This window comes from Streptomyces sp. NPDC006385, assembly GCF_040612485.1.
Classification (GTDB): domain Bacteria; phylum Actinomycetota; class Actinomycetes; order Streptomycetales; family Streptomycetaceae; genus Streptomyces.
The window spans coordinates 1-12,641 of sequence record NZ_JBEXQG010000090.1 but is presented as its reverse complement, the minus strand read 5'-3'; the positions used below and the strand labels follow the sequence as shown (position 1 = coordinate 12,641).

The following is a 12,641-nucleotide window of genomic DNA, read 5'->3' as shown; positions in this document are numbered from 1 at the left end:
CGCATTCAGGTTCGACAGGAAGAATTGAAGTCCGCTCCCCGCACGGCTCGTCCGTGATCCGGTAGGGCTCTGCTGCGGTGCGCGCTCCCCCGATCCGACCCCGCCCCGCAGTGTGGGCGCGTAGCCGAAGGGAGGACCGTGACCTTCGGATTCGCTCCGTCCTCCGCGGCATCCATGTCGACGTCAGCCGACCTGTCCGCCGCTTCCGCCAACCCTCTGGCCCGCATGCTCGAACCCGCCGAGTGGGCTGCCGCGGGAATCCCCCTGCTGCGCAACCCGCGCGAGGTCGTCAGTGGTCTGCACTCACGGCACCGCCCCAGACCGGCCACCGCGATCGTGGCCGTACTGGACCCTGACGAGCGGTTGCGGGCGAGCGCCTCGTTCATCCGCCGCCCGGCTCCGGCCGACGGCTGGATGTTCCGCAACGCGCTGCTCTCCCAGTTGCGTCGCGTCATCCCGCACGACCTGCGGCGCCGCACCCCGGTGCGCACCGCGGTGCTGCTCTACTGCCGTGAGGGCGACGGCCGTTGGACGGAGGAGGACGGCGCGTGGATGTGGGGCCTGCGTGACGCCTGCACGCTGCACGGCCTGCGCTGCGGCGCGTACATCACGCTGACCCGCGACGGCTGGCAGGTCCTCGGCGAGGGTCGCGGCGGCCGCCGTCCCCACGCCGACTCGTCGCCAGAGCCCTTCGCCACATCCGAGGCACCGCTTCCGATACCCCGCACCGGAGGCGCGGCCTCGGAGGTCATGCGACGCGCGGCGGCCCGCTGAGGACGCCGACGGGAGTTCCCAGCCCGGCGGCACGGTCACACCCGCCGTAGCGCCAACGCGATACGGCGGTCTGACGTACGACGATGACCACGGCCATCTCCCGAGCACCCGCGGGCCTTGCCCGCCGGGGCTGTGTGGGGCGAGAGGGCTCACGATCAGGTCACTCGATCAACCGCCGGGCAGTGCCTCACCGGCACGTCGCAGCAGCCCGTGCGTCGGCGACCTGACGCGCCTCCGGACGCCGCCCACGTCGGTTCATCCGCACGTCATGGACTCACGCTCCCCCGCACGGGCACGCGCGCGGGAACCGAATGGATGCGGCATGCGCACGCCGAGTTCCCCCACGCCTTTGCGCACTCGAAGACCTCGCCGTGCGGACGCCACCACAGCGGCACCCTGTCCCCCACTGTCCTGTGGAGCGCTCCACCGGACGAGCCGGTACTGACTCAGACGCCCGCGCCGAGCACCGAGTTGATCCGCTGCGGGTCCCCGCAGACGATCAGCAGCGCACGTGCCTGGCTCAGGGCCAGCGGCAGCGCGGTGGCGGCAGCGGTGTCGGGACCGCCGTTGACGGCGACCACGACCACGGGGCGTGCCGCTGCACGGGCCGCAGCCGAGGCATCGGCGTAGAACACGTCGTCACCCGCGTCATGCTGCGCCCAGTACGAGGCTTCACCGAAGGACAGCTCGTGGGCGGCCCACGGATGCTGTTCGCCGGTGGTGATCACCAGCACGTCGCCGGGGGCGCGGCCCGACTCCAGGAGCAGGTCGACGGCTTCCTCGGCAGCGTCGAGCGCACCCTCGGGCGAGGCCGGGATCAGCTGGATCTGCGGGGTCGCCACAGCCTGGGCGGAGGCGGCGGGGGTAGCCGGACCCGACGGTCCGGGCTTGGTCACGGCCACGTCACGCGGCGTACGTTGCACCGGCGGCGCGGGCCGCGGGGGCCCGGGTCGGCCGGGACGCGACGGAGCCGCGGGGCGGGGTCCTGGTACGGGGCGGGGGGTCGGCGCGGTGCGGCCGCTGGCCGGAGTGGCGCGGGGACCCTGGGCACTCTCGTGAATCTGAGGCTCCTCGGGAATGAGAGGCATGAGCTGATGTTTATCAAACGCTGGTGCGACTCGCGTCGGCGGGTGGCACACAAATGCGAGCGGAATCGTCAGAAATCGAAGCCGAGCTGCCCCTCGATCTCCGGAACGCTTCCTTCCACCCATGTGCGGACCTTCTTGAGGTGCCGCCACTGGGGCAGCGCATCAAGATACGCCCACGACAACCGGTGGTACGGGGTGGGTCCCCGCTCCGCCAGTGCGGCCTTGTGCACGGGTGACGGATACCCGGCGTTGTCCGCAAAACCGAAGTCTGCATGGTCGACACCCAGTTCGGCCATCATTTTGTCGCGCTGAACCTTAGCGATCACCGAGGCCGCCGCGACCGCCACGCACGACTGGTCACCCTTGATCACCGTACGGACCCTCCACGGATCCCCGAGGTAGTTGTGCTTCCCGTCGAGGATCACCGCGTCGGGGCGGATCGGCAGGGCTTCCAGGGCCCGCACCGCGGCGAGCCGCAACGAAGCAGTCATCCCCAGGTCGTCGATCTCCTCCGGAGAGGCGTGCCCCAGGGCGTACGACGTCACCCACGTCCGTAGCTCCTCGGCGAGCGCGGTGCGCCGCTTGACGGTGAGCAGCTTGGAGTCGGTGAGGCCCGTGGGGGGCCGACGCAGTCCGGTGATCGCCGCACAGACGGTGACAGGGCCGGCCCAGGCGCCGCGCCCCACCTCGTCGACACCGGCAATGATCTTCGCTCCGGTCGTGGCTCGAAGGGAGCGCTCGACGGTGTGAGTAGGCGGTTCGTACGGCATGGCGCCCTTAGCGTACGCCGCCCGGAACCCGCTTCGACACCCCGGTTCGCCGAAGCGGCCACCAGGCCGGCGAAGCGCCGGTTCACGCGCCCGTCGGGCGGAGCAGCGGAACCATCAACTGGTCGATCATCTCCTCAAGATCCTGGTCATTCCATTCGCTGGCGCACATCTTTGATCGGTACATCATCATCGCCGGAATGGCATCGAAGACATAACCGTTCGCCGCGTCGGCCCGCACCTCTCCCCGCTCGATTCCGCGGGTGATGACCTCTCTGAGCAGCTTGATCGTCGGCTCCACCACCCCCTCGAAGATCACGCCGTGAAACCGCTCGGCCTGCAGGCTGTCGCATTCGTGAATCACGGACCGCAGGGCGGAACCCGGGCGCGAGAACATCGCCTCCCGCACCTGCCGGCACAGTGCGAGCAGATCCTCGCGCACGCTCCCCAGATCCGGAGCCGCTTCGAAACGTGGCAGCCCGGCCCGCAGCGCATCGGCGACAAGGTCCTCCTTGGACGGCCAACGGCGATAGACGGCGGCCTTCCCGGTCTGGGCACCGGCGGCGACGCCCTCCATCGTGAGGCCCTTCCAGCCGACCGTACTGAGCTGGTCCAGCGCGGCGTCGAGAATCGCGCGTTCCAGTACGGCGCCGCGCCGGCGAAGGGAGGCCGTCTGAGCGGGGGTGGCCGTCCAACGCGAGGTGACCATCTGAGCGTCTCCAACGAACAAGGGGAGCGGGGGAATTACGGGGACTGCGGGAGCGCCACGCGGCATCTGGGGGGACAGGACACACCGCGCGGCAACAATGCCAGTGAACGCTTGCGTTCACTACCGGGGACTCACTACGGTTGACGCGACAGTGAACGCGATCGTTCACTAACGTTCTTGTGGGGGACCCATAGTGACGACCTCTCAGTTGATCAAGGACCAAAAACCAGGTGCGGCTCGCCGGGCGGGGCATCCCGGCGTCGCGCTCACCGTCATCGCGGCTTGCCAACTCATGGTGGTACTCGACGCGACGATTGTGAACATCGCGCTCCCGCACATTCAAAACGCGCTCAATTTCAGCACCACCGACCTCACCTGGGTCGTCAGTGCCTACACGCTCACCTTCGGCGGTCTGCTGCTGCTCGGCGGCCGTGCCGGTGACATCCTGGGGCGGCGCCGGGTCTTCATGACCGGCATCCTGATCTTCACCCTCGCTTCCCTGCTCGGCGGACTCGCCCAGGAACCATGGCAGTTGCTTGCCGCGCGTGTGCTCCAGGGCGTGGGTGGTGCGATCGCGTCGCCCACCTCGCTGGCGCTCATCACCACGACGTTCCCCGAAGGCCCGGAACGCAACCGGGCGTTCGGCGTCTTCGCCGCCGTCTCCGCAGGCGGTGGCGCCATCGGTCTGCTCGCGGGCGGCATGCTCACCGAGTGGCTCGACTGGCGATGGGTGCTCTTCGTCAATGTGCCGATCGGCATCGTGATAGCCGTGCTCACGCCGCTGTACATCAACGAGTCCGAACGGCACACCGGCCGCTTCGACATAGCGGGCGCAGTGACCTCGACGGCGGGTATGGCGTCCCTGGTCTACGGCTTCATCCGCGCGGCGGACGAGGGCTGGCGGGACAACCTGACCATCGGGTCCTTCGTCACTGCGGTGATCCTGTTGCTGGCCTTCGCGTTCATCGAGTCGCGGGCCAAGGAGCCCATCACCCCGCTCAGGATGTTCGCCGACCGCAACCGCTCCGGGACGTATGTGATCATGCTGAGCCTGGCCGCGGCGATGTTCGGCATGTTCTTCTACATCGTGCTGTTCGTGCAGAACGTGCTGCAGTACAGCCCGATCGAGGCCGGTCTCGCCTTCCTGCCGGTGACGGTCGTGATCGCGCTCGGCGCCGGCCTGTCGCAGCGCTTCCTGCCGGTGCTCGGCCCGAAGCCGTTCATGCTCGTGGGCTCGGCACTCACGGCGATCGGGCTGGCCTGGCAGACCCTGATCAGCGCCGACAGCTCGTACGTCGGCGGAGTGCTCGGGCCGATGCTGCTGTTCGGCTTCGGTATGGGCCTGAACTTCGTCACGCTGACGATCACGGCGGTCTCCGGCGTCGCCCAGCACGAGGCCGGCGCCGCGTCCGGGTTGCTCAACACCACCCAGCAGGTGGGTGGTTCGCTCGGCCTGTCCATCCTGACGACGGTATTCGGATCGGCCAGCAGGGACGAGGCGGAGAAACAGGTGCCGGCCTTCATGGCCGAGGCGTCGACAGAACAAAAGGCGGAGTTCGCCAGGACCCAGCAGTTGCCCGGTCCGTGGGGGCACGAGGTACTGGCACAGGGCATCTCGACGGGCTTCGTGGCGGCCGCCGCGATGGCCGTACTCGCCCTCGCCACCGCGTGGTTGGTGATACGGGTCCGTAAGAGCGATCTGGAGGCTCTTGCCGGGACGGCGGGGCCGATGGCCGGCTGACCTGGCCGGACGCACGAAGGGCCGCAGGTGACCGGATCGTGTCCGGGGGACCGAGGGCGAGGGCCACGAGCCGGCCACCCGCACCACCAGCCAGGCAGCCGACGTCAGACGGACCACGGCGGCGAAGGAAAAGGACAGCCGAGATCCGCCCCACTCGGCAGCCACCACGACGCACAGCACGCCCAGCACCGACATGAGCCCCATGGCTCCACCCCCCTGCCCGTCGCGCTTCACCTGAGCGCGCGGCTCCAGCCGCCGCACACCAACTGCCACGACAACGGACCGCCGATCACGCAGAGTTCCCGACAGGCACAGAAAGTTATCTACGATTCCGGCGCGACGAAGGAATCAGCCTCTCCCCATGGCGGCAGGACGGAGAATCGGCACGTCGGCGTCGGCGTCGGCGAGGCAGGGGATCGGCCTACACCGACGTCGGCACCCACTCCGGAAGGGCCTCGGTCCGCTCCGCCCATTCGGCCGGCACCGACCCGGCCTTCCCGGAGCCGATCACTCCGCCCACGATGGCGCAGGTGGTGTCCACGTCACCGCCGACCTGCGCGGTCGTCCAGAAGGCCCGCTCGTAGTCGCCCAGGGACCGCGCGGCCGACCAGAGCGCGAAGGGCACGGTGTCGTGGGCCGTCGTACGCCGCCCGCAGCCCAGCACGGCCGCGACGGTGGCCGCGTCGCCGTAGTCGAGCATGTCCCGAGCGCGCCGCAGGCCCGCTCCCACCGCACTCTTCGGCACCAGAGCGATGACGTCGTCGAGGAGCGATTCAGGGCTGGGCGGGCCACCGGGAGCGGCGGCCAGCGCGGCGGCCGCGGCGACGGCCATGGCGCCGACCACGGCCTCACGGTGCTGGTGCGTGGGATAGGCGGAGATCTCGGCCTGGTGGGTCGCCTGCTCCGGGTCGTCGGCGAACCAGGCGCCGAGGGGCGCGATCCGCATTGCCGCTCCATTGCCCCAGGAGCCCTGTCCGTTGAACAGCGCGGCCGAGAGCTCGCGCCAGTCGGCACCCTCCCTGATCAGGCGCAGCAGCCGGTTGACCGCGGGGCCGTAGCCCCCGGTCGAAGTCGTGGTGCTCGGCGAAGGAGCGGGCCAGGGCGTCCTGGTCGATGCGGTGGTGGGCCGCCAGGACGGCGACCACGGAGCAGGCCATCTCCGTGTCGTCCGTCCACTGCCAGGGGCCGGACGGCAACTCTCGGCGCTTCAGCAGCGGGTAGTTCACCGGCACGAAGAACTGCGAGCCCAGCGCGTCCCCCACCGCGAGTCCACGCAGGCTGGCGAGGGCGCGCTCCAGGCGCCCTTCGGGAGAGGAATCAGCGGTCATCGCTCTGCCACCCTATCCGGTGATCCCGTACGGTTCCGGATCTCGCCAGCGTTCGAACGGCCGGTCAAGCGTGTACTTGCCGTCGTCCCCGAGAACGAGCATCCGCATCTCCGCGTTCCCAGGATTGGACAGCGACTCGAATTCCGCGACCGTCCAGTGGAACCAGCGCATGCAGAACAGCCGCATGGCCAGGCCGTGGGTCACCAGCAGCACGTTCGGCGGGTGGTCGGGCGCCTCGAAGCTGCGAAACAGGCTCTCCAGGAAGCCGCCGACCCGGTCGTACACGTCGGCGCCGGACTCACCCTGGGCGAAGCGGTAGAAGAAGTGGCCGTAGGCGTCCCGATAGGACTTCTGGAGGCGTACGTCGTCGCAGTCCTGCCAGTTCCCCCAGTCCTGCTCGCGCAGCCGGGGCTCCTCGCGCACCCGTATGAGCTCGGGATCAAGATGGAACGCGCGCAGCGTCTCGTGCGTGCGGCGGTAAGGCGAGACGTACACGCTGACGCGCTCACGGCCGAACAGCTCCCGCAGCCGTTTACCCGTCTCCTCGGCCTGCTGCCAGCCCCGCTCGGTCAGGGCCAGCGCATGATCGGGCTCACGCTCGTAGACGGTGTCATCAACATTGCCCGTTGACTCTCCGTGTCGGACAAGGACGATGCGCCGTGGTCGTGCCATGCCAAAACCCTAGATCGGGTGACGGCACTTCGAGCACTGGTACCGGCCTTGTACGTCGTAGGTCACACATTTCCTGCACCACCAGCCACATGGAGGCGCACGATTAATGGTTTGGAATTCAAACTATCCAGGTCGGCTCGAGCTCCACGATGTCACCCGTGAGCGCTGCCACGTCCGCCTCCGTCTGGGCCCGCAGTGCCAGTCGCTCCACGCGCTCCGTGCGGTACTTGCCGTGTTCGGCTGCCGATCGCCACATCGACAGCACCAGGAACTCATGGCCCGGCGCCTCCCCGAACAGGCCGCGGATCATGCCGGGAGAACCCGCCATCGCAGGATTCCAGACCTTCTCCTGCATCAGCGTGAAGTGCTCGGCGCGGTCCTCATGGACACGGCAGTGGGCCACCCTGACGAGGTCCGCGTCGGTGAAGCGCGGCTCGAAGCCCGTCTTCACGTCGAAGCGGTAGTCGAAGAGTTTCGCCTGCAAGTCCTTGTAGGTGCCCGACTGGGCCGCGGCCAGTCTGTCGTGGGAACGGGCCATGAAGGAGTCGTAGAAGGAACGGCTCTCCCAGAACGAGAAGATGTGCGCCACCCCCTGCCGCCCCCGGCTCCAACCACCACCCTGTCCCCGAAACCCCGGCTCCCCCAGAAGCCCCGCCCATTTTCGCTGCCCCCGCTCGAAGCCGCGGCGGTCCACCACGGTGCAGCGAATCCACTTGACCAGCACCGCGCCATCGTAAGGCCACGGAGCGTGGCGCCGGTCACGCTCGGCCGCAGAGCTCCCCGGCGTACGCGCCCGCTCACGTGGCAGGATGGGCAACCGGCCTCGCCTGCTGGGCAGTTCGGGCAGAGGGCATTCGCGGAACGGGGAAGGGGAGCCTGGTGAACGCCATCAACAAGGGGATCCGGAAAGTCGAAATCTCGGTCAAGTGGGACCCGAGTCCGGCCGGGCAGCCGCCCACCGACCTGGACCTCGTCGCCGCGACCTACCTGGCCGACGATCCGTACGGCGATCCCGCCCACGTCGTGCACTTCGACAGCCGTTCTCCGGACGGAACCATCTATCTCAACCGGGACAGCAAGGACGGCAAGGGCTTCGGCTGGGACGAGGTCCTCACCGTGGAGCTCGAACGGATCGACAGCCGGTACGCGCGCGTGGTGGTCGGCGTGGTGATCCAGCAGCGCCCCGCGCAGCGCACCTTCGTCAGCGTCGTCAAGCCGGCGCTGCGCATCCGCGAGGGCTACACCGTCCTGGCCGAGGACGACTTCGGCGCCGTCCTCGGGTCGACGGCGGCGACCGTCGCGGAGTTCGTACGCGAAGGGTCGACGTGGGACTTCCACCCGGGGATCCACGGTTTCGAGGACGACCCGGCGACGTTCACGGCCACCATGGGCAGGCCCCGCCGGCCCTGAGAGCCGCCCGTACGTTCGCGGGGACATAGGGCAAAGAGGGGCGCCGACATATGGTCGGCGCCCCTCCTTGTGGACCTTGATACACGAAGCGACGGAGCGACCATGGGTGAAACCGAGGGCACACGCCTGATGCGGCACATCTTCGCCGGGCTGGCGGAGGGGGACGGCCGGCCTCTCGCCGAGAGTCTCGCCGACGACTTCCGCTGGACGATCATCGGGACGACGAAATGGTCCGGGACTTACGAAGGCAAGCAGGTGGTCCTCAACGAACTCTTTCGTCCACTGCTCGCCCAGTTCTCGGACAGATACACGAACACCGCACAACGCTTCATCGCCGCCGACGACTACGTGGTGGTCGAGTGCAGCGGCCGTGCCACAACCGTGGAAGGGAAACGCTACGACAACACGTACTGCTGGGTCTGCCACGTCAAAGACGGAAAGCTGCAAGCACTGACCGAGTACTGCGATACCGAGCTGATAGCCAGAACACTGGGGGATCCGGGCGACCCGAAGCCCCAGTGATCACGGCAGTCGAGCGGGGAGCCGAGTTTCTCGACCCCCCGCTCTGACCGGCTGTTCACGCCTGAACGGCGCTCAGAATCAGCTGCAGCCGCTGGTCGAACCGCAGCCCTCGCAGATGTAGCAGGAGCCGGCCCGCTGCATCTTCGTGCCGCAGGAGAAGCACAGCGGGGCGTCGGCCTGGATGCCCAGCTGCATCTCCACCAGCTCGGCGCTGGTGTGGGCCTGCTGCGGGGCGGGCTTGGCCGCTTCGGCCTCGGCCTTCGGGGTGGCGACGGCCTTCAGCTCCTGGGCACGCGGCGCCGACTGGGCCAGGCCCTCGACGTCAACCTCGTCATCGGCGGGCTCATAGGAACCCGTCTCCAGGTGACGCTGGCGCTCCTCGGCGGAGTGGATGCCGAGCGCTGAGCGCGTCTCGAAGGGCAGGAAGTCGAGCGCCAGGCGGCGGAAGATGTAGTCGACGATCGACTGCGCCATCCGCACGTCCGGGTCGTCCGTCATGCCAGCCGGCTCGAAGCGCATGTTCGTGAACTTCGAGACGTACGTCTCCAGCGGCACGCCGTACTGGAGGCCCACCGAGACGGCGATCGAGAAGGCGTCCATCATGCCCGCGAGCGTCGAGCCCTGCTTGGACATCTTCAGGAAGACCTCACCGAGACCGTCGTCCGGGTAGGAGTTGGCGGTCATGTAGCCCTCGGCGCCACCCACGGTGAACGAGGTCGTGATGCCCGGACGGCCCTTCGGGAGGCGCTTGCGGACCGGGCGGTACTCGACGACCTTCTCGACCGTCTCACGGATCGTGGCTTCGGCCTTCTCCGTGATCTCGGCCTTCTCCTTCTCCTTGGTCTTGGCGGAGAGCGGCTGGCCGACCTTGCAGTTGTCGCGGTAGATGGCGAGCGCCTTGACGCCCATCTTCCAGGCCTCGAAGTAGATCTCCTCGACCTCCTCGACGGTCGCCGACTCCGGCATGTTGACCGTCTTGGACAGGGCGCCGGAGATCCACGGCTGGATCGCGGCCATCATGCGGACGTGGCCCATCGGGGAGATGGCGCGCTCGCCCATGGCGCAGTCGAACACCTCGTAGTGCTCGTGCTTGAGGCCCGGGGCGTCGATCACATTGCCGTGCTCGGCGATGTGGGCGACGATCGCCTCGATCTGCTCCTCCTGGTAGCCCAGGCGGCGCAGGGCCTGCGGGACGGTGCCGTTGACGATCTGCATCGAGCCGCCGCCGACCAGCTTCTTGAACTTGACCAGCGCGAGGTCGGGCTCGAGACCGGTGGTGTCGCAGGACATCGCCAGACCGATGGTGCCGGTCGGGGCGATGACGGACGCCTGGGAGTTACGGAAACCGTTCTTCTCACCGAGACGCAGCACGTCCTGCCAGGCCTCCGTGGCGGCGGCCCAGACCGGCGTGTCCAGGTCGTCCATGCGGACGGCCTCGCCGTTGGCGTCGGCGTGCTGCTTCATCACGCGCAGGTGCGGCTGCGCGTTGCGGGCATAGCCGTCGTACGGGCCGACGACGGCGGCGAGTTCGGCCGAGCGGCGGTACGACGTGCCGGTCATCAGGGAGGTGATGGCACCGGCGAGGGCACGGCCGCCGTCCGAGTCGTACGCGTGGCCGGTCGCCATCAGCAGGGCGCCGAGGTTGGCGTAGCCGATGCCGAGCTGGCGGAACGCGCGCGTGTTCTCGCCGATCTTCTGGGTCGGGAAGTCCGCGAAGCAGATGGAGATGTCCATCGCGGTGATGACGAGCTCGACGACCTTCGCGAAGCGCTCGACGTCGAAGGACTGGTTGCCCTTGCCGTCGTCCTTCAGGAACTTCATCAGGTTCAGCGAGGCGAGGTTGCAGGACGTGTTGTCCAGGTGCATGTACTCGCTGCAGGGGTTCGAGCCGTTGATACGGCCGGACTCCGGGCAGGTGTGCCAGTGGTTGATGGTGTCGTCGTACTGGATGCCGGGGTCGGCGCAGGCCCAGGCGGCCTCAGCCATCTTGCGGAACAGGGCCTTGGCGTCGACCTCCTCGATGACCTCGCCGGTCATCCGCGCGCGAAGGCCGAACTTGCCGCCCTGCTCGACGGCCTTCATGAACTCGTCGTTCACTCGGACCGAGTTGTTGGCGTTCTGGTACTGGACGGAGGTGATGTCCTCGCCACCGAGGTCCATGTCGAAGCCCGCGTCACGCAGGGCGCGGATCTTCTCCTCTTCCTTGACCTTGGTCTCGATGAAGTCCTCGATGTCGGGGTGGTCGACGTCGAGGATGACCATCTTGGCGGCGCGGCGAGTGGCACCGCCCGACTTGATCGTTCCTGCGGAGGCGTCGGCGCCGCGCATGAAGGAGACGGGACCGGAGGCGTTGCCGCCGGAGGACAGCAGCTCCTTGGAGGAGCGGATGCGGGAGAGGTTCAGGCCGGCGCCGGAGCCCCCCTTGAAGATCATGCCCTCTTCCTTGTACCAGTCGAGAATCGACTCCATGGAGTCGTCGACGGACAGGATGAAGCAGGCGGAGACCTGCTGCGGCTGGGGCGTGCCGACGTTGAACCAGACAGGGCTGTTGAAGCTGAAGATCTGGTGCAGGAGGGCGTAGGCCAGCTCGTGCTCGAAGATCTCGGCGTCGGCGGGCGAGGCGAAGTACTTGTAGTCCTCGCCGGCCTTCCTGTACGTCTTCACGATGCGGTCGATGAGCTGCTTGAGGCTCACCTCGCGCTGAGGGGTGCCGACGGCACCGCGGAAGTACTTGCTGGTGACGATGTTGACCGCGTTCACCGACCAGAAGTCGGGGAACTCCACGCCGCGCTGCTCGAAGTTGACCGAGCCGTCGCGCCAGTTGGTCATGACGACGTCACGGCGCTCCCAGGCCACCTCGTCGTACGGGTGTACGCCGGGGGTCGTGTGGATGCGCTCGATACGCAGTCCCTTGGCCGCCTTGGTGCCCTTGGCGCGGGAACTCCGTGCCGGACCGCTCGCCGTCTCTGTCATGCCGCCTCCCTGTACGGGCTGAAACGCCCTGAAGTGCCCCGATGTTCCCCGTGGCACGGTGTTCTGTCTGATGTCGCGGGCACCCTCTGATCGCCACCCGCAACAGGTCTTGTGTCGCCGCCTCACGGCCGGATCCGCCCTCCGAGAACGGATCCGGCCCGCCCTCAGTCGGCGGCGTTGGCGGGCACGGGGACTTGTGCAGCCCCTCCGGACCCGCGGTCGTCTTCCCGGCCCCCCGCTACAGCTCCTGCGTCGTCCTCGCGGTCGTCGTCGTCCGCGCGGGGGCGTCCCGTCGCCTCCCTGAGCTCCGCGATCGCGGCCTCGAAGTCCTCGAGCGAGTCGAACGCCCGGTAGACGGAGGCGAATCGCAGAAAAGCGACGAGATCGAGCTCCTGCAACGGGCCGAGTATGGCCAGCCCCACGTCGTGGGTGGTCAGCTCGGCGCTTCCGGTGGCCCGCACCGCCTCCTCGACCCGCTGGCCGAGCTGGGCGAGCGCGTCCTCGGTGACAGGTCGCCCCTGGCATGCCTTGCGCACGCCGTTGATGACCTTGGTACGGCTGAACGGTTCGGTGACTCCGGACCGCTTGATCACCATCAGCGAGCACGTCTCCACGGTCGTGAAACGACGGGAGCAGTCAGGACACTGGCGGCGCCTG

The 12,641-nt window shown here is 68.3% G+C and carries 11 protein-coding genes and 1 pseudogene; 4 read left to right on the top strand and 8 right to left on the bottom strand.

Going from position 1 to position 12,641, the window contains the following annotated elements; translation table 11 throughout:
* Window positions 1-138: 138 nt before the first annotated feature.
* Window positions 139-774: a hypothetical protein gene (locus ABZ078_RS39140; protein ID WP_356583300.1), complete on the top strand. Its 636-nt coding sequence runs from the start codon at window positions 139-141 to the stop codon at window positions 772-774.
* 446 nt (window positions 775-1,220) lie between these two features.
* On the opposite strand, the gene ABZ078_RS39135 is transcribed toward ABZ078_RS39140, so the two are convergent.
* From ABZ078_RS39135 to ABZ078_RS39125, 3 genes are all read right to left on the bottom strand, one after another.
* On the bottom strand, window positions 1,221-1,862 hold the full coding sequence (locus ABZ078_RS39135; RefSeq protein WP_356583299.1) for a hypothetical protein: 642 nt from the start codon (window positions 1,860-1,862) through the stop codon (window positions 1,221-1,223).
* A 68-nt stretch (window positions 1,863-1,930) separates the two neighbouring features.
* The gene (locus ABZ078_RS39130) at window positions 1,931-2,632 is read right to left on the bottom strand and encodes a ribonuclease HII (RefSeq protein WP_356583298.1); all 702 of its coding nucleotides are present in this window, start codon (window positions 2,630-2,632) and stop codon (window positions 1,931-1,933) included.
* An 82-nt stretch (window positions 2,633-2,714) separates the two neighbouring features.
* Window positions 2,715-3,338, bottom strand: a complete 624-nt coding sequence (locus ABZ078_RS39125) for a TetR/AcrR family transcriptional regulator (RefSeq protein WP_356583297.1) — start codon at window positions 3,336-3,338, stop codon at window positions 2,715-2,717.
* Window positions 3,339-3,531: 193 nt separating this feature from the next.
* Here ABZ078_RS39125 and ABZ078_RS39120 point away from each other — a divergent pair, with 193 nt between their 5' ends.
* Window positions 3,532-5,079: an MFS transporter gene (locus ABZ078_RS39120; protein ID WP_356583296.1), complete on the top strand. Its 1,548-nt coding sequence runs from the start codon at window positions 3,532-3,534 to the stop codon at window positions 5,077-5,079.
* A 421-nt stretch (window positions 5,080-5,500) separates the two neighbouring features.
* Here ABZ078_RS39120 and ABZ078_RS39115 read toward each other — a convergent pair.
* The 3 genes and pseudogenes from ABZ078_RS39115 to ABZ078_RS39105 all read right to left on the bottom strand — a co-directional run bounded on the left by ABZ078_RS39115 (window position 5,501) and on the right by ABZ078_RS39105 (window position 7,803).
* Window positions 5,501-6,407: pseudogene (locus ABZ078_RS39115) on the bottom strand (ADP-ribosylglycohydrolase family protein).
* 12 nt (window positions 6,408-6,419) lie between these two features.
* Complete coding sequence (locus ABZ078_RS39110) at window positions 6,420-7,079, bottom strand: histidine phosphatase family protein (protein ID WP_356583295.1); 660 nt, start codon at window positions 7,077-7,079, stop codon at window positions 6,420-6,422.
* 118 nt (window positions 7,080-7,197) lie between these two features.
* Window positions 7,198-7,803 (bottom strand): YdbC family protein, encoded by a 606-nt coding sequence (locus ABZ078_RS39105; protein ID WP_356583294.1) that lies wholly within the window; start codon window positions 7,801-7,803, stop codon window positions 7,198-7,200.
* A gap of 155 nt (window positions 7,804-7,958) precedes the next feature.
* On the opposite strand from ABZ078_RS39105, the gene ABZ078_RS39100 reads away from it, so the two are divergent.
* On the top strand, window positions 7,959-8,489 hold the full coding sequence (locus tag ABZ078_RS39100) for a TerD family protein (RefSeq protein ID WP_356583293.1): 531 nt from the start codon (window positions 7,959-7,961) through the stop codon (window positions 8,487-8,489).
* 102 nt (window positions 8,490-8,591) lie between these two features.
* Complete coding sequence (locus ABZ078_RS39095) at window positions 8,592-9,011, top strand: nuclear transport factor 2 family protein (protein ID WP_356583292.1); 420 nt, start codon at window positions 8,592-8,594, stop codon at window positions 9,009-9,011.
* A 78-nt stretch (window positions 9,012-9,089) separates the two neighbouring features.
* Here ABZ078_RS39095 and ABZ078_RS39090 read toward each other — a convergent pair whose 3' ends face one another.
* Window positions 9,090-11,984, bottom strand: coding sequence for a vitamin B12-dependent ribonucleotide reductase (locus ABZ078_RS39090; RefSeq protein ID WP_356583291.1), 2,895 nt, complete (start codon window positions 11,982-11,984; stop codon window positions 9,090-9,092).
* 164 nt (window positions 11,985-12,148) lie between these two features.
* Window positions 12,149-12,641 (bottom strand): ATP cone domain-containing protein (locus ABZ078_RS39085; RefSeq protein WP_356583290.1); only part of this gene is annotated, 493 nt, incomplete at its 5' end.